At 47.2% G+C, this 22,639-nt stretch carries 16 protein-coding genes, 1 tRNA gene, 2 pseudogenes and 2 riboswitches; of the genes and pseudogenes, 11 read left to right on the forward strand and 8 right to left on the reverse strand.

Going from position 1 to position 22,639, the window contains the following annotated elements; translation table 11 throughout:
* Positions 1-134 precede the first annotated feature (134 nt).
* A complete protein-coding gene (tig, locus tag E0698_RS21490) occupies positions 135-1,448 on the reverse strand; it encodes a trigger factor (RefSeq protein WP_149094801.1) in 1,314 nt (437 codons plus the stop codon).
* Between the two features lie 142 nt (positions 1,449-1,590).
* On the reverse strand, positions 1,591-2,526 hold the full coding sequence (locus tag E0698_RS21495; protein ID WP_192512862.1) for a hypothetical protein: 936 nt from the start codon (positions 2,524-2,526) through the stop codon (positions 1,591-1,593).
* A gap of 234 nt (positions 2,527-2,760) precedes the next feature.
* Here E0698_RS21495 and E0698_RS21500 point away from each other — a divergent pair.
* Together E0698_RS21500 and E0698_RS21505 are read left to right on the forward strand one after the other, a co-directional pair.
* Positions 2,761-2,834, forward strand: a tRNA-Arg gene (locus E0698_RS21500).
* Positions 2,835-3,057: 223 nt separating this feature from the next.
* Positions 3,058-3,816 (forward strand): exodeoxyribonuclease III, encoded by a 759-nt coding sequence (locus E0698_RS21505; protein WP_192512863.1) that lies wholly within the window; start codon positions 3,058-3,060, stop codon positions 3,814-3,816.
* 73 nt (positions 3,817-3,889) lie between these two features.
* On the opposite strand, the gene glpK is transcribed toward E0698_RS21505, so the two are convergent.
* Entirely contained in the window at positions 3,890-5,383 is a 1,494-nt protein-coding gene (glpK, locus tag E0698_RS21510; RefSeq protein WP_192512864.1) for a glycerol kinase GlpK, read from the reverse strand.
* A gap of 31 nt (positions 5,384-5,414) precedes the next feature.
* On the reverse strand, positions 5,415-6,236 hold the full coding sequence (locus tag E0698_RS21515) for an MIP/aquaporin family protein (protein WP_192512865.1): 822 nt from the start codon (positions 6,234-6,236) through the stop codon (positions 5,415-5,417).
* Positions 6,237-6,556: 320 nt separating this feature from the next.
* Between E0698_RS21515 and E0698_RS21520 the strand changes: the two genes are divergently transcribed.
* The 6 genes and pseudogenes from E0698_RS21520 (at position 6,557) to E0698_RS21545 (ending at position 13,163) form a co-directional block, all read left to right on the forward strand.
* On the forward strand, positions 6,557-8,035 hold the full coding sequence (locus E0698_RS21520) for a PTS transporter subunit EIIC (RefSeq protein WP_192512866.1): 1,479 nt from the start codon (positions 6,557-6,559) through the stop codon (positions 8,033-8,035).
* 322 nt (positions 8,036-8,357) lie between these two features.
* Positions 8,358-9,641 carry an extracellular solute-binding protein gene (locus E0698_RS21525; protein WP_192512867.1) on the forward strand — a complete coding sequence of 428 codons (1,284 nt, stop codon included), beginning with the start codon at positions 8,358-8,360 and terminating at the stop codon, positions 9,639-9,641.
* Between the two features lie 34 nt (positions 9,642-9,675).
* A complete protein-coding gene (locus E0698_RS21530; protein WP_192512873.1) occupies positions 9,676-10,551 on the forward strand; it encodes a carbohydrate ABC transporter permease in 876 nt (291 codons plus the stop codon).
* 22 nt (positions 10,552-10,573) lie between these two features.
* The gene (locus tag E0698_RS21535) at positions 10,574-11,401 is read left to right on the forward strand and encodes a carbohydrate ABC transporter permease (RefSeq protein WP_134913014.1); all 828 of its coding nucleotides are present in this window, start codon (positions 10,574-10,576) and stop codon (positions 11,399-11,401) included.
* Between the two features lie 36 nt (positions 11,402-11,437).
* Positions 11,438-11,584: pseudogene (locus E0698_RS21540) on the forward strand (NADH-dependent alcohol dehydrogenase); the annotation flags it as partial.
* A 223-nt stretch (positions 11,585-11,807) separates the two neighbouring features.
* Positions 11,808-13,163, forward strand: coding sequence for a radical SAM/SPASM domain-containing protein (locus E0698_RS21545; RefSeq protein ID WP_192512868.1), 1,356 nt, complete (start codon positions 11,808-11,810; stop codon positions 13,161-13,163).
* A 207-nt stretch (positions 13,164-13,370) separates the two neighbouring features.
* Here E0698_RS21545 and E0698_RS21550 read toward each other — a convergent pair whose 3' ends face one another.
* The 4 genes and pseudogenes from E0698_RS21550 to E0698_RS21565 form a co-directional block, all read right to left on the reverse strand.
* Entirely contained in the window at positions 13,371-14,789 is a 1,419-nt protein-coding gene (locus E0698_RS21550) for an alanine/glycine:cation symporter family protein (RefSeq protein WP_337916437.1), read from the reverse strand.
* A gap of 159 nt (positions 14,790-14,948) precedes the next feature.
* Positions 14,949-15,043: riboswitch (glycine riboswitch) on the reverse strand.
* Between the two features lie 17 nt (positions 15,044-15,060).
* A riboswitch (glycine riboswitch) is annotated at positions 15,061-15,137 on the reverse strand.
* Positions 15,138-15,328: 191 nt separating this feature from the next.
* Positions 15,329-16,786, reverse strand: coding sequence for a glycoside hydrolase family 1 protein (locus E0698_RS21555; protein ID WP_149094793.1), 1,458 nt, complete (start codon positions 16,784-16,786; stop codon positions 15,329-15,331).
* Between the two features lie 66 nt (positions 16,787-16,852).
* Positions 16,853-17,023, reverse strand: a pseudogene (locus E0698_RS21560) (family 1 glycosylhydrolase); the annotation flags it as partial.
* 30 nt (positions 17,024-17,053) lie between these two features.
* Positions 17,054-18,094: an oxidoreductase gene (locus E0698_RS21565; RefSeq protein WP_192512870.1), complete on the reverse strand. Its 1,041-nt coding sequence runs from the start codon at positions 18,092-18,094 to the stop codon at positions 17,054-17,056.
* A 196-nt stretch (positions 18,095-18,290) separates the two neighbouring features.
* Here E0698_RS21565 and E0698_RS21570 point away from each other — a divergent pair, with 196 nt between their 5' ends.
* The 3 genes from E0698_RS21570 to E0698_RS21580 all read left to right on the forward strand — a co-directional run bounded on the left by E0698_RS21570 (position 18,291) and on the right by E0698_RS21580 (position 22,467).
* The gene (locus E0698_RS21570) at positions 18,291-19,262 is read left to right on the forward strand and encodes a LacI family DNA-binding transcriptional regulator (RefSeq protein ID WP_134913010.1); all 972 of its coding nucleotides are present in this window, start codon (positions 18,291-18,293) and stop codon (positions 19,260-19,262) included.
* Between the two features lie 233 nt (positions 19,263-19,495).
* Entirely contained in the window at positions 19,496-20,344 is an 849-nt protein-coding gene (gene licT, locus E0698_RS21575) for a BglG family transcription antiterminator LicT (protein ID WP_192512871.1), read from the forward strand.
* 266 nt (positions 20,345-20,610) lie between these two features.
* Positions 20,611-22,467, forward strand: coding sequence for a beta-glucoside-specific PTS transporter subunit IIABC (locus E0698_RS21580; RefSeq protein ID WP_192512872.1), 1,857 nt, complete (start codon positions 20,611-20,613; stop codon positions 22,465-22,467).
* Positions 22,468-22,639: the final 172 nt, after the last annotated feature.

Raw genomic sequence — 22,639 nt, forward strand, 5'->3', positions numbered from 1 at the left:
ACTTTCCATAAACGACTAAAATATGGATTGCCCAAGGTAAAAATAAGGCACGTAACTTTCACTACGTGCCTTATCCCTATCTAATTGCTACGTTGCAGCCTGTTCGGCATACCCCGTATATTTTATCGTTTGAATTACTCGGCAGCTTCAGCTGGCGCTTCAACTTCTTTGCTGTTTTCCAACAACAAAGCGATCGTTTTGCGCAGTGAAATTTCTTCTTTCAGGTTTGCGAACGAGCCGTTACCTTCCAGAATACCGCGAATTTCTTCAACCGAACGTTTGTAAGCTTCAGCCATGTTTTTCAGCTCTTCATCAATTTCCGCTTCGGAAACTTCGATGTTTTCCGCTTTTGCCACTTGCTCCAGCACGAGGTTGTTGCGTACACGCTTCTCAGCATCCACTTTCATTTGCGCTTCCAGATCTTCCTGGCTTTGGCCGGAGAATCCGAGGAACATTTCAAGATTCATGCCTTGGCTGCGCAGACGGTTGTCGAAATCGCGAACCATATTTTGCACTTCACTTTTGATCATGGCTTCAGGAATGTCGATTGTTGCGTTATCAGCAACTTTCTCAACTACCGCACCCTCACGGGCAGCTTTAGCTTCGTTTTCCTTACGCTCCAGCAGTTGCTTTTTCAAGTCTTCCTTGAATTCACCCAGTGTATCAAATTCGCTTACGTCTTTAGCAAATTCATCATCCAGCTCAGGAAGAACTTTGCGTTTCAGTTCATGAACTTTCACTTTGAAGACTGCTTGTTTGCCAGCGAGATCAGCCGAATGATAGTTCTCAGGGAACGTTACTTCAACGTCCTTGGAATCGCCTGTGTGCAAACCGATCACTTGCTCTTCAAAGCCAGGAATGAACGTATTGGAGCCCAGCTCCAGAGAATACTTCTCAGCTTGTCCGCCTTCGAATGGAACGCCATCCACGGAACCGTCAAAGTCGATAATAGCCGTATCGCCGGATTGTGCAGCATCTTCATCAACGACAACCAGCTCGGCATGACGTTGTTGCAAACGCTCCAGCTCTTGAGCCAGCTCTTCGTCAGTTACTTCGAGTTTGCTTACAGGCACTTCTACACCTTTGTACTCACCCAAAGTCACTTCAGGCTTAACAGTAACCTTGGCTTTGAATTTGAAAGATTCGCCTTTAGCGAATTGATCAATTTCAACGTCAGGGCTGTCTACCGGGAAAATATCCGTCTTTTCTACAGCTTGGCTGTAGGCTTCTGGCAGCAGAAAGTCAATTGCATCCTGATACAAGCTTTCAATACCATAACGCTTTTCAAAAATAGGACGTGGTACTTTACCTTTACGGAATCCTGGTACACTTACTTGTTTAGCCACTTTATTAAAAGCTTTGTCGAGTGCAGCGGCTACACGATCCGCGTCAACCTCAACTTCAAGAACCCCAAGGTTCTTCTCTATTTTCTCCCAAGTTGCTTTCATTTTATGCTTTCCCCTCCAACAAAATCTTCACTTAGTTTTCATACGATCAACGCACACAAAATAACCACTATAGTATATCTAACATTACTATCTTTTTCAAGGGCAGCCCCTTGAATGCTTCACAAGTAACCGTTTCCGGCCGTTATGGAGTGTTCATTCCCGCCGCTACGAATAGACGCATCGACCGATATACCTGCTCAAAACGGAAGCGCAACGCATCGGTAATGCCATATATAGCACGGGTTTCTTCCTCATCCTTGTTGCCGCTCAGACTCTCCGATACCGTCTGATGGAGTGCTGCCGCCCAAATATCCGGCATCCCGTCCTCCTCCACCAGCATTGACCTGTAATCTTTCGTACCGTACACCGCCATCACAAACTGCGACCATAGCTCCTGCGCAAAATAGAACAGCGTAGGCTCATGCACTTCAGTCTGATCGGCCACCCGCTCCAGAATACGCATAATCGGTTCAGGAAATTCATCCGGCCGCAACGGAATAGACTCAATCTCGATTTCTGCCTTCTCATCTCCCCGGCTGATTTCGATCGTCCCTTCCATTCCGCGTCGTCGTAGTGTCTGCAAAACACGGAATTGAAGCAGAGGGTGGATTTCCCGTTCCTTAATCCAGTTAAGCAGCGCATCGTCGATTTCCGGCAGATCCAGATAAGACAGTTGTTCCAGCGCTAAAATCGTCTGTTCCGACAACGGTTCATCCATAGCCATACGTAGCAACTTGTTGCCGTAGCCTGCATCCTGCTCCTGCTTGAAGCGCGCATTTCGGCGGGCCAGCTCTGCTTCACTGACCTCATCTTCTTCCGCAGCGTCCGTTTCCGCCCCTCTGTCGGCATATTGTGGAAACGCGGCTTCCAGCCATTGTAAAAGGGCATCCCACTCTTCGTATTGCTTCTGTTCCTGACCCTGACATTGCATCAAAAAACGCAGCATCGCCATCGCCTCTCCGTAACGTTCGTTTTCAAGCATCACAGTGAGTTGAATTTGATAGTAATCCAGTGTCTTCGGAAACAAAACAATATTATTTTCTTTTGTCGTCACCTTGGAGTCCTTTATTAAAGGCACCCCCTCTCCACCGCAAGCTAAAGTATTTGTAGATTATATGAGAAACAGCGGCCGAAGTCCAACCTCTCGTCTTCCACATATTCACCTGTATTCTAACATACCCTTTTATGAGGCGAAAAAAACGATAGCTACCTTGATTTTTATGCTAAAGAAAGCCTGAATTCCGGATATATGCGAAATAAAGCTTGAATCTTTTTTATCCATGTGATATATTAATCTTCGCTTGAATTTTATGTCCCAGTAGCTCAGCTGGATAGAGCAACGGCCTTCTAAGCCGTCGGTCGGGGGTTCGAATCCCTCCTGGGACGTTATCGTGAGAAGCTTCCGTAAGGGAGCTTTTTTTCGTTTCACAACCCCCGCACAAAAAAATATATTCTATTCTAATGTAGAAAAGTTCGTATCCACTTCAAAAAAACGCTGAGAATGCTATCATCTAATGTTAAATATTTTCCGACGAGCATGAACTGACGAAGTGCCACAGAAATAAAGCAGTATGCTTACATGTTTGGTACGGCAAGGGAGAATTAATAAATGAAAATCATATCTTGGAATGTCAATGGTTTAAGAGCTTGTGTGACCAAAGGATTTTATACCTATGTAAAAGAAACAGATGCCGATATATTTTGCGTGCAGGAAACCAAGCTTCAAGAGGGACAAATTGTCATGGAGAACATGGAGGAATACACGCAGTATTGGAATTATGCCGAAAAAAAAGGATATTCTGGCACTGCTATTTTCACCAAAATCAAACCGCTTTCCGTACATTATGGCCTGGAGGAAAATGAAGAGCCGGAAGGTAGAATCATTACTCTGGAATTTGAGAAGTTCTATCTGGTCAATGTGTACACTCCGAATACCAAACGGGATTTGTCCAGACTGCCTTACAGACTGGAATGGGAAGACCGATTCCGCAGCTATCTGCAACAGCTGGATACGTTGAAGCCTGTCATTGTTTGCGGCGATTTGAACGTGGCTCATCAGGAAATTGACCTGAAAAATGCGAAAGCCAACCACGGAAATGCCGGATTTACGCCTGAGGAACGTGACAGAATGTCGCAGTTGCTGAGCGCTGGATTTATAGATACTTTTAGACACTTTTATCCCGACCGAACGGATGTTTATTCCTGGTGGTCCTACATGCCGAAGGTGAGAGAACGGAATATCGGCTGGCGAATCGACTACTTTCTCGTCTCGGACAGACTTCGCCCGTTGTTGTCAGATGCGAAGATTGATTGCCATATTACAGGCAGCGATCACTGTCCCGTTATACTAGAATTTCAGGATATTTGAGCGTAATTCCTCTTTAAAACTATGACAAAGGCCGCTCTGCAAAGAGCAGCCTTCTTTTTCACGGTTACAACACTCATTTGTAGGCCATCGTCGCATTCACGGCCTTTTTCCAGCCCTCATACAAACTGCTGCGCGTTTCTTCATCCATAGCGGGGGCAAAAGACCGCTCCACCTTCACACGCTTGCGCAGCTCATCCATGCTCTTCCAATATCCAATCGCCAAACCTGCCAGACATGCGGCTCCGAGTGCCGTCGTCTCATGGATCACAGGCCGTTCTACTGTGGCATCCAGAATATCGCTCTGGAATTGCATCAGGAAATTGTTCAGCACGGCTCCCCCATCCACCCGTAACGTCTTCACTGCAATACCGGAGTCAATTTCCATCGCGGCAAGCACGTCTTTCGTCTGGTAAGCAAGTGCCTCCAGTGTTGCGCGGATAAAATGTTCCTTTGTCGTGCCCCGTGTCAGGCCAAACATCGCTCCACGCACCTCGCTATCCCAGTAAGGACTGCCTAGTCCGACAAAAGCAGGTACCAGATACACCCCTTCCGAAGAGGGAACGCGGGCTGCATAGGCTTCACTGTCTTTGGCTTCACGGAACATACGCAGACCGTCACGAAGCCACTGAATCGCCGAACCCGCTACAAAGACACTCCCCTCCAGCGCATATTGCACCTTGCCTTCCTCCAGCCCCCAAGCGATGGTCGTAATAAGTCCATGCTTGGACTCCACCGGTTGATCGCCCGTGTTCATCAGCATGAAGCAACCTGTGCCGTAAGTATTCTTGATCATCCCTTTTTCGTAACAAGCCTGACCAAATAGAGCCGCCTGCTGATCACCCGCTGCGCCTGCAATCGGTATATTTTGACCAAAGAAATGATAATCCACCGTATGCGCATATACCTCGGAAGAAGGCCGTACCTCAGGCAGCATGTTTTTTGGCACACCGAGAATGTCCAGCAGTTCTTCGTCCCACTTTAGCTCATAAATGTTATACATCAGTGTTCTGGCTGCGTTGGAATAATCGGTCACATGCGCCTTGCCGCCGGATAGCTTCCAGATCAGCCACGAATCAATCGTACCGAACAGCAAGTCGCCTCGCTCTGCCTTTTCCCGCGCACCTTCTACATGATCCAGTATCCACTTCACTTTTGTGCCTGAGAAATACGGGTCAATCAACAGCCCTGTTTTACTGTGGAATAGCTCCTCATGCCCTTGCTGCTTCAGTTCTTCGCAGATCTCGGAGGTTTGGCGCGACTGCCATACAAGTACGTTATACACAGGAAGTCCTGTATTTTTGTCCCACACGGCTACCGATTCACGCTGATTGGTAATGCCGATAGCGGCAATTTGGTTCGCTTTTACACCGGATTCGGATAGACAGGATGCAATGACCCCAAGAATGGAACTCCAGATTTCATTCGCATTCTGTTCTACCCAGCCGGGATGAGGAAAGTATTGCGGAAACTCCCGCTGAGCCGAGTACACCACATCCCCTTTACTGTTAAACAAAATCGCTCTTGAGCTTGTCGTTCCCTGATCCAGTGACAAAATATATTTTTCCATCGTTGATCTCTCCCCCTGTAATCCGCTCATTTTATGCTGTTATTTTATTAGCTTTATCACTTTTATAAGTACGGCTGAAACGAAAGGTAATCATAAGTACCACTACAATCATACCCAACACAATCCAGAAAGCTGGAGTCATATTCCCTTTAAATACGGTCTGGTAAAACAACCCTCCGAAAGAGCCCCCCAGCAACGGACCTACAATTGGCACCCAGGCATATTTCCAGTTAGATGTGCCTTTACCGGGAATCGGAAGCAACCAGTGCACAAGACGCGGGCCCAAATCTCTAGCCGGATTAATAGCATAACCTGTCGTCCCGCCCAAGGACAAGCCGATACTGACAACCAGAAAACCCACAATAAGTGGTTTCAGTCCCTCAGTAAAGGAGTTGGCACCGAATGACTGCAAAGCAAGAACAAAGATGAAAGTACCGATCATTTCACTAAGCACGTTGGCAAACGGATGATCCATAGCCGGTCCTGTAGCAAATACACTGAGTTTGGTTGCTGTGTCCTCCGTCTCTTTCCAGTGGGGTAAATAATGCAGAACCACGATCACGGCACCCGCCATGGCCCCAAGAAGCTGAACTGTAATATAGCCCGGAACATCCCTCCACGGAAAAGCTCCCTGAAATGCAAGCGCCAGCGTCACCGCCGGATTCAAATGTGCTCCGCTGATCTGGCCAACCGCATATACCGCAACGGCGACCGCGAGCCCCCATCCGAATCCGATCACAATCCAGCCAGAGCCGTGGGCAAATGATTTTTTCAGGGACACCCCTGCGCACACTCCGCCACCTAGAGCAATAAGGATCATTGTCCCTACGAATTCGGCTGCGTATGGCGACATACAACCTACCTCCTCAATAGATCAACCGATTTTTAATCGCTTTCACCGCGCACAAAAAAAGAAAAGCCATCACAAACCGCCCCCTGTGCTCTTGCATGGGATGTCTGCGTGGCTCTCTTGTCTCCGTCACGATTATTAACTTAAATTTGATATTATATAAGCTTGTAAGCGATGTCAACTGCGGATTTACGATTTCTTATGTACTAAAATAATCGTTGACCGTGTCAGATTTCCCGATTTATGATGTAAAAAAATGGGCGGAAATAAGGATTTCAGGATGGTACGACGCTCCCAAACTCGACGAAGAAGGGAAGAATGTTATGCTGATATTTCTGCAAAAAATTGGCAAGTCGTTAATGCTTCCAGTAGCCACACTACCCGCCGCAGGGATTTTACAAGGATTGGCTCTGATTAACTATGAAACGGATATACCGCTTGGTCCCGAAGTGGGCGGATTTCTGAATCATTATGTCACTCCTTTTCTGAACGAGGGGGCGGGTGCCATCTTCGGCAATCTGGCGTTAATTTTTGCCATCGGTGTTGCTATTGGCCTGGCCGGGGACGCTGTAGCCGCACTATCAGCAGTCATTGCCTACATGGTGCTGACCCGCATTTTGGCGGCAGTACCGGGCATATTTGCATACATCCCGGATGACGTCAAGCTAGACATGGGCGTACTGGGTGGTATTTTTATCGGTGGATGGTCTGCTTTCCTGTTCAAAAAATATCACAACATCCAGCTTCCGGATTGGCTCGGTTTCTTCTCGGGCAAACGTTTCGTCCCTATGATCACGGCCTTCACGACCATGTTTCTGGCCATTCTGCTTGGTATGATCTGGAGTCCGATACAAGATGGGATTGCAGCCTTCGGCAACTGGATTGTCGGCTTTGGCGGAATCGGGTCGATGGTATTCATGATCGCTAATCGGCTGCTGATTCCGCTCGGTCTGCACCATGTACTAAACTCTATCGCGTGGTTTCAGATTGGAGACTACACCAATGCGGCAGGCGAGGTCGTTCATGGTGACCTGACACGTTTCTTCGCAGGCGATAAATCGGCAGGAATGTTTATGTCCGGCTTCTTCCCCATTATGATGTTCGCTCTGCCTGCGGCTGCCCTCGCGTTTATTCATACGGCCAAACCGGAAAAACGTAAAGCGGTCGCTTCCATCTTCATCGGTTCTGCGCTGGCATCGTTCCTGACCGGAATTACCGAGCCCCTCGAATTTTCCTTTATGTTCGTTGCACCGTTGCTTTACGGCATCCATGCACTGCTTACAGGTCTGAGTGGCCTGATCATGTACCTACTGGATGTCAAACTCGGCTTTTCTTTTTCGGCAGGACTCATTGACTATCTGGTCAATATGAAGCTCTCCACCCACCCATTGCGAATGATCCTGGTCGGGCTTGCTTTTACCGTCGTATATTACTTCCTGTTCCGATTCATCATTCTCAAATTCAACCTAAAAACTCCTGGACGTGAAGACGATGCAGAAGACAGCCTCCTGTCTGACACTAACAAATCCGTACCCAGCGAAAAGGCGGGTGCCGCATCTGACAGTCAATCCAGTCATGCAGTCAAGGTGCTGACCTATCTCGGCGGTTCAGACAATATCCAAAGCATCGATGCGTGCATCACACGGCTGCGTCTCGTCGTCAAAGACGACAAAACGGTTAACGACCAAGCTCTCAAGCAGCTCGGAGCGTCGGGAGTCATCAGGCTTGGCAGCGGTACTGTACAGGTTATTTTCGGTACGCGATCCGAAATTCTGAAAGATGAAATACAACGGTTGATGTAATGATCTGCCCTCTGGACTTAAGCACGTGTGATCTTCATGCAAGAGACGCACGTGCTTTTTAAGTCAGCATTTTGCATAATTCGATTTCCAACGCTCGAAAGTACAATATATAGACGAACTAAACCGTTTCGATCTATAAATTTCTGATTTGAAATCGCTCTTGGGATTGTTGCAAAATGCTCAAGTGGATATATGTTTCAAATTTTTTGTTTTTGGTTAAGGCATATGCACATAAATGGATAACCGCTTCATATGATGGAGCTAAACCATTTACAACTTGTTCAGTGGGTAGACCATCTCAGATAGCAAGGAGGGAAATGATGTGAAGACAGTGCGATGGCTGGTGTTATATCTTGCTTTCCTCACGATGATTAGTGGTTGTAGCGGCCCTCTGTCCTCTGAAGGCCGTTCATCTGAAGGCAATTTGTCAAACCACAAAAAGATAACGCTTACATTATGGTACTGGAACCGTTCGATTGACGATGAATTGCTCGCTCGTGCCGAAAAACAGTTTCCCGGCATTGAATTGATCACCCAAAAAATCGGCGGTGATTTCAAAGCCAAGCTCAAGACGACTCTGGCAGCCCGTTCCGGTGAACCGGACATCGTAGCTTTAAACGACTGGATGGTAGAGTTGTTTCCCAGTGCGGATCGTTTTTATGATTTGAGGACATTGGGAGCCGATCAGTTCAAGGATCAATATTTGGAGTGGAAATGGAATCAGGGCGTTACCCCTGACGGCAAAATGATTGCTTTTCCGATGGATACAGGTCCCACTGCCCTCTTCTATCGCAGCGATCTCTTTGCGCAGGCTGGTCTGCCCAGTGATCCTGAGAAGGTCAGTGCTACGATTCGCACATGGGACGATTATATGGCCGCCGGAGAACAGCTTCAGCAAAAGCTCGGCAGCCGTTCGTTTTTAGCCGACAATATTGTAAACGTTTACAATCAAATACTTGCCCAAAATACAGACCTGTACTTCAAGCCGGACGGCAGCTACATCGGCAATCAATCCCCTCATATCCGTTTGGGCTGGCAAACCGCCGTGGCTTTTCACAAGAAGCATCTACTCGCCAATGCGGATGGCTGGACCCCTGAATGGAATGCTTCGGTCAATAACGGAAAAGTCGCCTCTTTTGTAGGCGCAATCTGGATGAAGCAGGTTCTCACGGAGGCTGCACCGGATACTGCGGGCAAGTGGAGAGTCGCCCGTGCCCCTGGAGGGGACGGCAATTTGGGTGGATCTTTCATTTCCATCCTCAAATCCAGCAAACATCCCAAAGAAGCCTTTGAAGTGCTGACCTGGCTGCAAAACCCGGAGCACCAACTGGAAGCCTACCAAAAGATCGGGCTGTTCCCGTCCACTCCCGGCGTCTATGGCGACCCTGTCATGGAGACACCCGAACCTTTCTTTGGCGGTCAGGCCACCGGACTGATCTTTGCCGCCTCCGCACGTAATGTCAAAAGCAGCTATTTTGGTGAGCGTTATCCTGTCATCCACGGCATTGTGACCCGCCGCCTTGCCAATGTCGCCAAGCAGAATGCCGATCCCGATGCATTATGGACGGAAACGATGGATCGAATCGAACGGGAATTACAGCGGTAAAAAATCAAAAATTCAAAAAAGGCGTGTGGTCAATATGCTGAAAGAAATCTGGAAGCACCGTGCCGTATATGCCGCAATCTCGCCGTTTTACCTGCTGTTTGGCATCTTCGGCTTGTTTCCGATCTGTTTTTCATTATATCTGGCGTTTCATAAATGGGATGGTATCGGAGACATGACCTATAACGGCTGGGGTAATTTTCGCTACCTTGTGACAGATAACGAATTTTGGCAGGCTGTGGGCAATACCTTTGTGATCTGGGTGTACTCGACGATTCCGATGTTATTTTTTGCGCTGATTATTGCCTTCCTGCTTTATGCACCTTTTGTCAAAATGCGTACCCTGTGGCGGGTGGGATTTTTTCTGCCGAACGTGACATCCATTGTGGCTGTTGCCATCATCTTTGGCGCTTTATTTGCCAATAATTTCGGATTTCTCAATTACCTGCTGCAACTCCTGGGCTTGCCTATGATCCAGTGGCTTAATGTGCCGTGGGGAATCCAAATCGCCGTTTCCTCCATGGTCGTATGGAGATGGACCGGCTACAACGCGATCATCTATCTGGCCGGACTCCAGAGTATTCCGCATGTGCTGTATGAGGCTGCGAAAATAGATGGAGCAACTGGAGCGCAAGCTTTCTTCCGCATCACCATTCCCATGCTGCGTCCGGTCATCCTGTTTACCGTGATTACGTCCACCATTGGCGGAATGCAGTTGTTCACCGAGCCGCAGGTGCTGGTCGGTAATGACGGTGGTGCCGGAGCAAGTGGCATGACCATTGTGTTGTATCTGTATCGTGAATCGTTCATTAACAACTATTTTGGATATGGTGCAGCCGTCGGATGGGGCATGTTCCTCATTATTGCCCTGTTCTCCATCGTGAACTGGAAACTCGTACAAGGCAAAAAATAACGGCAGGAAGGGGGTTTACAGCATGATGCAGGCACGTGTAAAATCCGTTATTTTATATACCGGGCTGTTGGCGGGAATGATCCTGTCGATGTTTCCTTTTTACTGGCTTATCGTCATGGCTACCCGTACCACTTCGGACATCTATCGTTTTCCACCACAGTTGTGGTTTGGAAGCCACTTCTGGAGCAATGTGACGAGAGTATTGCAGCAGATTGATTTTGCCGGAGCCTTTTTTAATACGCTTTTTGTAGCCAGCTCCGTTACCCTGTTGGTGCTGTTTTTCGATTCACTGGCCGGTTTTGCATTTGCCAAATTTGATTTTCCGGGCAAAAAGGCATTATTCATCATCCTGCTGGCTACGATGATGGTCCCTTCCCAACTGTCGCTTGTCCCCTCCTTTGTCATGATGGCTACCTTTGGATGGGTAGGTACGTTCAAAGCACTGATCATTCCGGGGATGGTGAATGCCTTCGGCATCTTCTGGATACGCCAATATGCGGAGGAATCCATTCCAACGGAACTGCTGGATGCGGGGCGGATGGACGGATGCAGCTTTTTTCGGTTGTATTGGAATGTGGCCCTCCCGATTCTACGTCCTGCGTTCGCTTTTCTCGGCGCATTCACCTTCATAGGAGCATGGAATGATTATTTATGGCCGTTAATTGTATTAACCGATGCGCGCAAATTTACGCTCCAGATTGCATTGTCCCAATTGAACGGGATTTACAATACGGATTATGCGATGGTCATTGCTGGCACCCTGCTGGCTGTACTGCCGCTCATCATTTTGTTTCTTTTCATTAGCCGCCAGTTTATTTCCGATCTTGCCGCCGGAGCGGTCAAAGATTAGATTTACTTAAATCCCACCAAATTAATTTTTGGAGAAAATCATATGATGAGCCACGTGTTTGAGCAGTATTTTCACAATGTCAAAAATACACCTTTGCAAGATCGCATATGCTTTTCCGTACTGCAAACCGTCATTGAAACTGCGCCTAAGCTGCTGGAGGATCTGCACAGCTACGAGCATCGCTATAAACATCCGATTCCGTTCCCAAGGCTGCCATGCTCCTGTAATACGGGCATGACAGCCTTTTTAGTGTGGAATGCCTGTTCTTGTCTTGGTGTGAGAAATGTGATGAGTGTCATTGCCAGCTCTTCATCTAAAAGCCATCATTGTAGAGTTGTCATCTCGGACTGGTGAACAGATCAGCCCAGAACAATATTTACAACAACAAAGGATGTGTAACGAATTCATGACACAGAACGTGCAATGGAAGCCTTCGCGTTTTAATGCGCGAACCGCAGTGGATGACGGCGGGCTTATGCTGTTCAACAGCTATACAGGAGCCCTCGCGGTATTTGGGCCAGAGGAAAATCAGCAGGTAGTGGCCTTGCTTGACGCCAGACCGGATGACCCTGTGCCTGAAAGCAGCCTTTCCTTGCAGGAGCAGCTTCTACAGCATGGCTTTCTGGTCAATGCTGCAACCGATGAGCTAAAACAAGCGGAGGAATTACATCAGTCTGTGCAGCAGCAGAATAGTATGCATCTGGTATTGCTCGCTACCGAGGCCTGCAACTTCCGTTGCCTCTATTGCTACGAATCCTTCCCGAGAGCGACGATGAAGAATCACGTTGTGTCCGGGCTGGAAGCCTATATTCAGCAGCAAGCTCAAAGCGGCAATCTCCAGCAGCTCACGATTAGCTGGCACGGGGGTGAGCCATTATTGGCACCGCACGTTATAGAGCAACTATCTCAATCCTTTATTCGCTCCTGCGACCAGCACGGTGTCCTCTATGGCGCAGAAATTTCGACGAACGGCTACTATTTGTCCCGTGAACGATTTGAGCAGCTGTTGGACTGGCGTGTGGAACGATTCATGGTTACGCTCGACGGCAGCGAGGAAGTCCACGATGCACGACGCGGGCTGCATGGCGGAGGCGGTACATTCCGTCGTATCGTCGATAATCTTCTGTCTTTAAAAGACGTACAACGACCGTTTGAGATTAATTTGCGCGTTAACTTCGATAACAGTAACCTGGAGGCCGTCACTGACTTTATCCCGCAGCTTACGGAATGGTTTGCAGATGATCCCCGATTTAAAGTATATTTCCGGCCTGTCGGCTGTATGGGGGGCGAAAATGATCTGAATTTGCCCGTATGCGACGACCGTACGAAAGACCGTAAAATATGGGAGTTTAACGAAGCAGCCATTGCACAGGGATTGACTGTCAGCTCCTTTATCTCGGATATCCTGCTCCCTACAGGAGCCATATGCTACGCAGCCAAGCCCAATTCCCTGATTATAGGATCAGACGGAAAGCTGTACAAATGCTCAGTCGCCATAGATCAGGAAAACAATCAGTTGGGCCAGATTCACGGGGATGGGAGCATGGAGCTGGATCTCGATAAAATGGCGCTGTGGACCACTTCAGGTGAAGAAACGGACGCAAAGTGCCAAGCCTGCTTTTTCCGACCTGCCTGTCAGGGGAATCATTGCCCCCTGTACCGGATGCGCACGGGGAACCGCCCTTGCTCCTACGAAAAACGGCAGATCAAGCGAACCTTGCGTACGGTGTGGCTGCAATCCCAATCGGAGGAGGTGAAATAACATGAAGATTATTCGTCCTGCTGTACGACCTACAGCGATTACAACTGGCCGTCTGTCCAAATCTGTACCCGGCAATTTAAGCTAATCCTAAAGTAAGCTAAGTACACATATCTATAGAGCGCCCGAGCTTCATCCTGCTCTATAACGCAAAAAGGGAGTGCCCTCCCAGCTGTAATGGCTGAGGGACACTCCCTTTTCGTTGTTTCTTTACGAGCTGACTGTTTGTCCTTTTTCTTCTATGTCTATGGCTGCTCCTGCACTGGCACCTGCGAGTATTCCCTTTTTCTTGTTGGGATACAGGGAATCCATATAGGTACGGGTTTCTGCAACTACAATTCCCGACAAGCCAAGCAGTGCAATCAAGTTCGGGAAGGCCATCATGGCGTTAAAGATATCTGCCAGTAACCAGATCGCATCCAGCTTAATAAACGCGCCTCCGGCAACCAGCGCAATGAACAGATAACGGTACGGTTTAATCCATTTGACACCCAGCAAATATTCAACACAGCGTTCTCCGTAGTAGTTCCAGCCAAGCATGGTGGTGAACGCAAACATAATCAGAATGATTGTGAGCAGTTCCGCACCAAGCGGGAATGCGCTGGAGAAAGCTTGCTGCGTCATCAAGCCCGCATCGGTAGGACCGCTCCATACGCCGCTAACCAGAAGCGTCAACCCGGTCATCACACAAATAATCATCGTATCTATAAAGACACCTGTCATGGAAATCAACCCCTGCTCCGCAGGCCATTTGGTTTTGGCGGCTGCGGCTGCAATCGGTGCGCTTCCCAATCCGGCCTCATTGGCAAAAATCCCTCTGGCTACCCCGCTGCGCATTGCCAGCATAATTGTAGCCCCGGCAAATCCACCCGTCGCAGACGTCGTGGAAAATGCCGAATGCAGCACAAGTGCGAGTGCGGCAGGAATCTGATCGGCGAACCGAATCAGTACGATCATACAGATCAGCACGTACAAGCCTGTTTTGAAAGGGACCACTTTGGTCGATACCTTGGCAATGCTCTTGAGTCCTCCAATGGTAACGAGTCCCGTAAGGGTAGCAATGATCACTGCCGTTACAATCGGCGGAACACCGAAGCTGTTTTCGGTCGAGGATACAATCGCTTTGACCTGCGGAAACGTTCCAATCCCGAACAGCGCCACCAGCATCCCGGAAAAGGCGAATAGCATGGCCAGCGGTTTAAAGCGGCGTCCAAGCCCTTTTTCAATATAATACATCGGGCCGCCGGAAAATTGTCCATTCCGATCCTTCACCCGGTATTTTACCGCAAGCACACCTTCCGCATATTTCGTCGCCATCCCGAAAAAGGCTGCAACAACCATCCAGAACAAGGCACCCGGTCCCCCCAGCTTAATCGCTGTTGCAACGCCGACGATACTTCCTGTACCTACTGTAGCCGCCAGCGCCGTACTCAGGGCCGCAAAGCTGCTGACATCCCCGCTACCTTCATTTGGGGCCTTGCCGATCAGCTTGATCGCCAGAGGCAGGCGGAAGACCTGCAACATTTTTAAACGTATGGTCAGCCACAAACCTGTTCCCATAACGAGAATGATCAGAGGGGCCCCCCATATCCAACTGCTAATCGTTTCTAACACATGTACCAAATTCATTTCAACCCGCTCCTCCAGCATATTAAAAAACAAAAAAGAGTCAAATCCGCTGATTCGACTCCTGGAGAGGTTAAAGGCACGAAAAAATACAACCATCTTGTGCAGGATTCAGCCACTAACAGCTCATAAAAAAGCCTAGGGCATCCCCTGTCACAGGTTATTCGCGTCTCTGTCCTTTTGCCTGAGAGTTTAAGCAGATGATATCTGCGGTGCACCTTCGGCGCCCAATTAAGGGTCTCTCCAGAGTTCTGTCCGTTTACGGTCCCGCTTGTTGCTGTTATCAGCCCAAGCACCTGAGAGTTTTGCCCCTTCGGTCGGAACTTACGTTCCATCTCCCGCAAACATCAACCAGACATATGAAATTGTTTTTTATTATACAGAAAACTTTCAGCTTTTTACAAGTGAAAAATTTGTGAAGTCGTTTCGTTATCTTAAGATGAGCCTATAAAATAAAGGCGGGCGCAGCCAGATTCATCCTCATGATGTTCTCTGCCGCACCCGCCCCCAGGCCATATTGGGTTATATTCAGTTAGCTTGGATTACAGTTCTTCGCCGTTGGTGGCAATTACATTTTTGTACCAGTCAAAAGAATCCTTCTTGGAGCGCTTCAGTGTTCCGTTACCGTCATCGTCCAGATCAACATAAATAAATCCGTAACGCTTGGACATTTCGGAAGTGGACATACTCACGAGGTCGATAGGTCCCCAGCTAGTGTAACCGATCAGATCCACACCGTCCGCAATCGCTTCCTTCATTTGAGCGATATGTTGGCGCAAATAATCAATGCGATACGTGTCGTGAATGGAGCCGTCTTCTTCCACCTTGTCATATGCACCCAAGCCGTTTTCCACGATGAACAGCGGCTTTTGATAACGGTCATATAATGTGTTCAGCGTAACACGCAGGCCGATCGGATCAATCTGCCAGCCCCAGTCAGAGGATTGCAAATATGGATTTTTCACGCCGCCAATCAGGTTCCCCGCTGCTTTCTCGCCTTCCGGACCTGCAGAGACAGTCAAGGTCATGTAATAGCTGAATGAGATGTAATCGACCGTGTTGTTTTTCAGAATTTCGGCATCGCCGGGTTCTGTGTGCAAAACAATATTATTTTCTTCAAAATAACGGTTCATATAATTTGAATATTCCCCACGGGCATGTACATCCGTAAAGAACAGATTCATCTGGTTTTCATGCTGACTTTTCAGCACGTCCTCCGGGTTACACGTATGTGCATAGCTTTCCATACGAGCCAGCATACAGCCGATTTGAGAGCCAGGAATAATCTCATGGCCTCGTTTTGTCGCCAATGCGCTCGCCACAAACTGGTGATGCAGGGCTTGATAGATCGCTTGTTGCTTGTTATCTACACGGTCAATGACCACACCGCCACCTGTGAACGGACTCATCGTCATCACATTGATCTCATTAAAAGTCAGCCAGTATTTCACTTTATCCTTATAACGTGTAAACACCGTTTCGGCATAATTTACGTAGTGCTGTATTACTTCGCGACCCAGCCACCCATTATACTTCTGTGTCAGACCTAGCGGTGTTTCGTAATGGGACAATGTCACCAGTGGCTCTATCCCATACTTGCGCAGCTCGTCAAATACATTGTCGTAAAATTGCAGTCCTGCTTCATTCGGCTCTGCATCATCGCCATTCGGGAAAATCCGCGACCAGTTGATGGACATACGGAATACCTTAAAGCCCATTTCCGCAAACAATGCGATATCTTCTTTGTAATGATGATAGAAGTCCACACCTTCGCGCTTTGGAAAACGGGCATTTACCTTGCCAGCCAAAATGTCTTCGAGTCGCTCGGACGAAATCTCTATAGCATGATCGTTTGTGCGCTCTGCTTTGGGTACATAGGCAATTACGTCCGCACTGGACAATCCTTTTCCATCTACGTCAAAAGCGCCTTCCAATTGGTTGGCTGCGGTTGCCCCGCCCCACAGAAAGTTTTTCGGAAATCCTTTTAATGTCTTAGTCATAGTATAAGAGCCTCTTTTCTTAGTTTATAGGTTAACACTTGTGGAGCATTCCAATCAGGTGTTGTCCTGCGCAAACAGCTTGATATCTTCTTTGTAACGATGGTAAAAATCAATACCTACCAGCTTCATATTGTCTTCTGTAGGCACTTCTGTAATAGAGCCCTTGATTCCTTGTGGCGATACGTCCTGAGCGGACCAGCCTTTACCATCCTCGTTGTAAGCACCCTCACACTGGTTATGGCATAACTACCTTTCTTGATGGCAAGTCTATCGCCGGAAATCAACGATGGACGGGGAAGGCTGCTTAAAGCCGTTTTCCAATATTTCAATTGTCAGCAAAATCTCCTCGTCCTTAACCAGCTTGGGTGTGCCGTTCACGATAGACGCATACAATGAGTCATACAGTTGTCCATAATCTCCTACCGGTGTAGGAATGGTTTCTTCAATAGCTTCACTGCTACCGGGTAGCACGTATTTAAGCTTGCCATAGGAAGACGGATCATCCAGTCCGAAACCTTCCGCATCCGGAGTCTTGCCGGCTTTCAGCCAGGTTTCCTGCTGATCGTCCCCCCATTTGACAAAGCTGCCTTTCGTCCCGTGAATGGTGAACTGCGGGTAAGGCAGACACACCACAAGAGCGGTTTTGACAATCACTTTTTTGTTCGGGTAATACAATATGGTTTCATTGTAATCATCAGCGCCCTGAGGAGTACGAATGGACTTGATGTCATACCCGACTTGCTCCGGTCTGCCAAATAAGGCGATGAGCCTGTCCAATGTATGAACACCGAGTCCGTAGTACATTCCGTTGACAGGATTGCCGCCGGGCATACTGGCATCGGGACGGAAATAATCGTAATGGGATTCAATTTCGACGATGTCGCCCAGTTTTCCGGAATGGAGAGCTTCCTTGAACGCCAGATAATCGCTGTCAAACCTACGGTTTTGATAAGGCATAATGATGAGATTATGTTCCTTGGCGAGTTGGGTCAGTTCCCGCGCTTGCTCAAGGTTTTCACAAAAAGGCTTTTCCACCAGCACATGCTTGCCATGGGATAGTGCCAATTTTGCATATTCATAATGCGTAGAGGAAGGCGTACATACAACGACGAGTGATATTTCCGGGTCGCCCAGAACGTCCATAATTTGGTCCGAGAACTGAATGTCCGGGTAAGCCGTTTCCATGTCCTCCCTCACTTGGCGTGTGAACACTCTCGATACTTGAAAGGTGTCCCTGATCTGAACATAGGGCAGATGATATCTGGTTGTACTTTTGCCAAATCCTAAATATGCAATTTGAATCGTCATTTCGCAAATCCCCTCGTTTCCTAAAGGCTTAGCTTTACGATATCGCAAGTATTGCCAGAATAATACCACATCATAAGAACTGTTCTTTTGAAATGCATTGACAGATGATATAAAATGGACGTAATGCCCTCATAAGCATCCTAAGCGTTGTAACGCGTTTCATGTCAAGTATTTTTCTTATGTGAGGAGAAGCATCATGTCGAATCTTGATCAAATTGCCAAACTGGCTGGCTTTTCCAAAGCTACGGTATCCAGAGTATTAAACAATTCCCCCCATGTGAGCCAGGAAACGAGAAGCAAAATTTTAAAAATCATGCAGGAGCTGGATTACGTTCCCAACCGGAACGCCATTTCCTTATCCAAAGGTCAGACCCTTCAAATTGGCATTATCACTTCAACCATTAATGAAATTGTTCTCGCATTTCTGAACAGCTTTGTAGAGGTGGCGGCCCAGTATGAATTCCAAACGATTATTTATACTTCCGAAGAAGACAAGAAGAAAGAGCTTCTGGCCTTCGAAGATCTGAAAAGAAAAAGAGTTGATGCGTTAGTTATCATTTCCTGTGTAAATGATACCGATTTGTTAAGCACTTATTGCAAGTATGGCCCGATCGTGTCATGGCAACGAATGGATCATACCGATATTCGCTCCGTCGCCATGGACCAGTATGAAGGATATATGCTAGCGCTAAAACACTTGATACAAAAAGGCTATACTCGTATAGCCAATGCCTTTGGTCGCCCGAGTAGCATCAACACCCACAGCAGACAACGAGCCTATGCGTATATTATGGAGCAGCACAATCTTCCTGTATTGCAGCATTGGAATAATTCTTCCATCTATAACATCCGTGACGGTGAACAGGTGGTGCGTGATTTGTTACAGTATCGGGACGAATTCCCACAGGCTATTCTGTGCTCCAACGATTACGTGGCGGTTGGGATCCTCTGCGAAGCCCGTAGACAACTGCTGAACGTGCCGGAAGATCTGGCGATTGTCGGGTTTGATAATACGGAACTTGCGCATACTATGGGCATTACGACCATCCAGAACCCGATTGCAGCTCAGGCGCAAAATGCTTTTTACATGCTTTCCCCTCAGCTCGTAGGTCACCAAATGGAGCTGCATACCCTGCAATACAGCCTCATTGAACGCACGACTACATAGAGTAACGCTTAACCGGGGGGCTAGGTGAAAGTACCTGTGTATGTAATGTTTTTTGTCGAATAAGAATAAAATATGTTGAAATCGCTTTTTTTTGTGCTACAATAGCACTATATAAAAGGATTGTGACCGGTAATGCGGGCAATGCCTGAGTTCAATTGAATGCTATTGCTAACAATAGTGTTGAATTGTGCTTAGGCATTTTTTATTGGTAAAGGATGGGAGGGGGAACTTCAATGATTATTGAGAAGGTGCTCAATAACAACGTCCTGTTGACTAAAAATGATAAAGGCAAAGAGGTCATCGTAATGGGAAGAGGCATTTCCTTCAAAAAGGTGGCTGGGGACCAAGTCGATGATCATAAAATAGATAAAATCTTCATGTTAAATGAAAACGAGTTCACAGCCAAATTAACGGAGCTGCTGAACGATATTCCTGTATCGCATCTGGAGGTCGTAAATGAAATTGTGACCCATGCAACGGATGTGCTGGATACGGAATTAAGCGATAACATTTATTTAACGCTGACCGATCATATTCATTTTGCGATACAGCGGCAAGAGAAGGGGCTCGCGCTCCAAAACGCAATGCTGTATGAGATTAAGCGCTTTTACAAGAAAGAATTTGAGGTTGGACTGGATGCTCTGCAAAAAATTGAAAATACGCTTGGTGTGAAGCTGGGCGAAGACGAAGCGGGCTTTATCGCATTGCATATGGTCAATGCTCGGATCGACGGTAACGAAATGAAGTCTACGCTGAAAATGACCGAGATTGTTCAGCATATATTGAATATTATTACGTATCATTACGGTATTGTGCTGGACGAGTCCTCTTTTAGCTATTCGAGATTTTTGACGCATTTGCAATATTTTGCGATGCGGGTGATTCGTAAAGAGGTCATTCACAGCGGCGAAGAATTTTTGTACAACCAGGTAAAGCAGACGTATACCGAAGCTTTCGCTTGTGCACAAAAGATCAATGAATATCTGGAAAAAACATACGATCAATATTTAAGCAAGGACGAATATGTATATCTGACCATTCATATTCATCGAGTGACCGAGCGAAATAATATTGCGGAATAACATTGCCAAGTAACAAGCCAAATCATAAATCTGGCTAAAAACTTCATAATTTCATCGTATAAGGATTGTGACTGGTAAGGCAGGCAAAACCTAAACTGATGGCGAAATCCACGTTCTTCTTTAAGGAGAGGACGTGTTGCTTTCGCTACGAGTTTAGGTTTTTCTTGTTTACAAGGTTAAAAAGATGCACGCCGGCGCATCTTAGCAACATGAAGTAAACAGAAAGTCCTATCCAAATCAAGAATAACCTATAAGGAGTTCTGAACATGAGCGATAAAGAGCTATCCAGAAAAATAGTGACCCTCGTTGGCGGCGAAGAGAATGTCAATTCGGTATTCCATTGCGCTACACGCTTGAGATTTCAATTAAATGATCGTACAAAAGCAGACAAAGCTGCATTGGAAGCAACGCCCGGTATCATTACGGTGGTTGAAAGCGGCGGCCAGTTTCAAGTTGTCGTCGGCAACAATGTAGGTCAAGTATTTGAACATATGATGGCAGAAACGAATTTACAGGATGCCGAAAATGCAGGTGAGAAAAAGGAAGAGACTTCCGAAAAAACGAGCTTTCTTGGTAAAGCCGTCGATATCATTTCCAGCATTTTTTCGCCTCTCTTGGGCGCTCTTGCCGGAGCCGGTTTGCTCAAAGGGATTCTGGCATTAATTTTGTCACTCCATTGGATTAATGATAAAAGCGGTACGTATCTGATCCTAAGCGCTGCTTCGGACAGCGTATTTTATTTCCTGCCAGTATTTCTGGCTGTTACATCATCCCGTAAATTTAAGACAAACACCTTTGTATCGGTCGCAATCGCCGGAGCTCTGGTCTATCCGGCGGTTATAGCGGCGGTAAGTAGCCCGGAAAGATTGGCGTTTCTGAGTATTCCGATCATTCTGATTAATTACAGTTCCAGTGTTATTCCAATTATTCTCGCAGTCTGGGTTCAGTCCTATGTGGAACGCTGGTTCAATTCCTTTATCCATCAATCGGTGAAAAATATTATCGTTCCGATGCTGGTTTTGCTGGTCGTTATTCCGTTGACATTCCTGGCCTTTGGTCCAATAGGTAACATAATCAGTCAAGGCTTGGCGAACGGCTTTACCTGGGTATACAATTTAAGCCCGCTGGTCGCTGGTGCTGTTGCCGGGGCTTTCTGGCAAGTGTTTGTTATTTTCGGCGTGCATTGGGGCTTCGTTCCGGTCATGCTGTCGAATATTGCAACATTGGGTTATGACACGATGCTTCCGATGCTTACAGCAGCCGTACTTTCTCAGGCTGGTGCAACACTGGGCGTATTCCTGAAATCCCGAAATACTCAAATGAAGGCTTTGGCAGGTTCCTCTACGCTGGCGGCTGTTTTTGGGATTACAGAACCTACGATTTATGGCATAACTTTGAAATTGAAAAAGCCATTTATTTATGCTTGTATTTCCGGTGGTATTGGCGGGGCTATTATCGCTTCCGGCGGAGCGACTGCAAAATCCTTCTCCCTGCCTAGTTTGTTGGCATTGCCTACTTATTTTGGTGCTGGATTCTTGTGGCTTGTCATCGGCCTGCTCGTTGCCTTTGTACTTGCAATGGTGCTAGTTATGGTATTGGGCTTTGATGATCCAAAAGAAGAAACTGTCAAAGCAGCACCCACACCTGAGAAAAAAGAAACTTTGATCGAGAAGGAAATTCTCGTAAGTCCACTGCAAGGTAAAGTGCTGCCACTCGAAGAATCTTCTGATGTCGCTTTTGCATCAGGGGCTATGGGTAAAGGAATTCTGATTGAACCTACAGAGGGCGTACTGACTTCTCCTGTAGACGGAACGATTACGACGGTATTCCCGACCGGACATGCTATCGGTATTACTTCCAATGACGGAGCAGAAATTCTGATCCACGTTGGGGTCAATACGGTGAAGCTGAAAGGACAATTTTTTGATAAGCGTGTGAAGGAAGGCGACGTGGTTACACAGGGACAGCTGTTGCTCGAATTTGACATTGAACAAATTCAAGCTGCAGGTTATCCGACAGCCACGCCGATCATCGTGACGAATTCTGCTCAGTATCTGGATGTTCTGAAAACAGCAGAATCTGAAGTGAAACGACAAGATTACCTGATGACGGTGGTTGTCTAGTTTCCATTAAACCATAATAAAGCCCAGCTAATACTGCTCAAAAAAGAAGCTTTCCGAATGGAAAGCTTCAGGCTGTCGAGAAAGTCTCGATAGCCTTTTTATGTTGATTTTGTTTAAGACGACACCGCGTTAATGTTGTATAATATAGGTAACTATTGTATAGAACGGACGG

This window comes from Paenibacillus sp. 23TSA30-6, assembly GCF_014858585.1.
Taxonomy (GTDB): Bacteria; Bacillota; Bacilli; order Paenibacillales; family Paenibacillaceae; genus Paenibacillus.

Excerpts from the sequence above, each read along its gene's own strand:
- tig (WP_149094801.1), bottom strand. The coding sequence starts at position 1,448 with ATGAAAGCAACTTGGGAGAAAATAGAGAAGAACCTTGGGGTTCTTGAA.
- E0698_RS21505 (WP_192512863.1), top strand. The coding sequence starts at position 3,058 with ATGAAAATCATATCTTGGAATGTCAATGGTTTAAGAGCTTGTGTGACC.
- glpK (WP_192512864.1), bottom strand. The coding sequence starts at position 5,383 with ATGGAAAAATATATTTTGTCACTGGATCAGGGAACGACAAGCTCAAGA.
- E0698_RS21515 (WP_192512865.1), bottom strand. The coding sequence starts at position 6,236 with ATGTCGCCATACGCAGCCGAATTCGTAGGGACAATGATCCTTATTGCT.
- E0698_RS21520 (WP_192512866.1), top strand. The coding sequence starts at position 6,557 with ATGCTGATATTTCTGCAAAAAATTGGCAAGTCGTTAATGCTTCCAGTA.
- E0698_RS21530 (WP_192512873.1), top strand. The coding sequence starts at position 9,676 with ATGCTGAAAGAAATCTGGAAGCACCGTGCCGTATATGCCGCAATCTCG.
- E0698_RS21535 (WP_134913014.1), top strand. The coding sequence starts at position 10,574 with ATGATGCAGGCACGTGTAAAATCCGTTATTTTATATACCGGGCTGTTG.
- E0698_RS21545 (WP_192512868.1), top strand. The coding sequence starts at position 11,808 with ATGACACAGAACGTGCAATGGAAGCCTTCGCGTTTTAATGCGCGAACC.
- E0698_RS21550 (WP_337916437.1), bottom strand. The coding sequence starts at position 14,789 with ATGAATTTGGTACATGTGTTAGAAACGATTAGCAGTTGGATATGGGGG.
- E0698_RS21555 (WP_149094793.1), bottom strand. The coding sequence starts at position 16,786 with ATGACTAAGACATTAAAAGGATTTCCGAAAAACTTTCTGTGGGGCGGG.
- E0698_RS21565 (WP_192512870.1), bottom strand. The coding sequence starts at position 18,094 with ATGACGATTCAAATTGCATATTTAGGATTTGGCAAAAGTACAACCAGA.
- E0698_RS21570 (WP_134913010.1), top strand. The coding sequence starts at position 18,291 with ATGTCGAATCTTGATCAAATTGCCAAACTGGCTGGCTTTTCCAAAGCT.
- licT (WP_192512871.1), top strand. The coding sequence starts at position 19,496 with ATGATTATTGAGAAGGTGCTCAATAACAACGTCCTGTTGACTAAAAAT.
- E0698_RS21580 (WP_192512872.1), top strand. The coding sequence starts at position 20,611 with ATGAGCGATAAAGAGCTATCCAGAAAAATAGTGACCCTCGTTGGCGGC.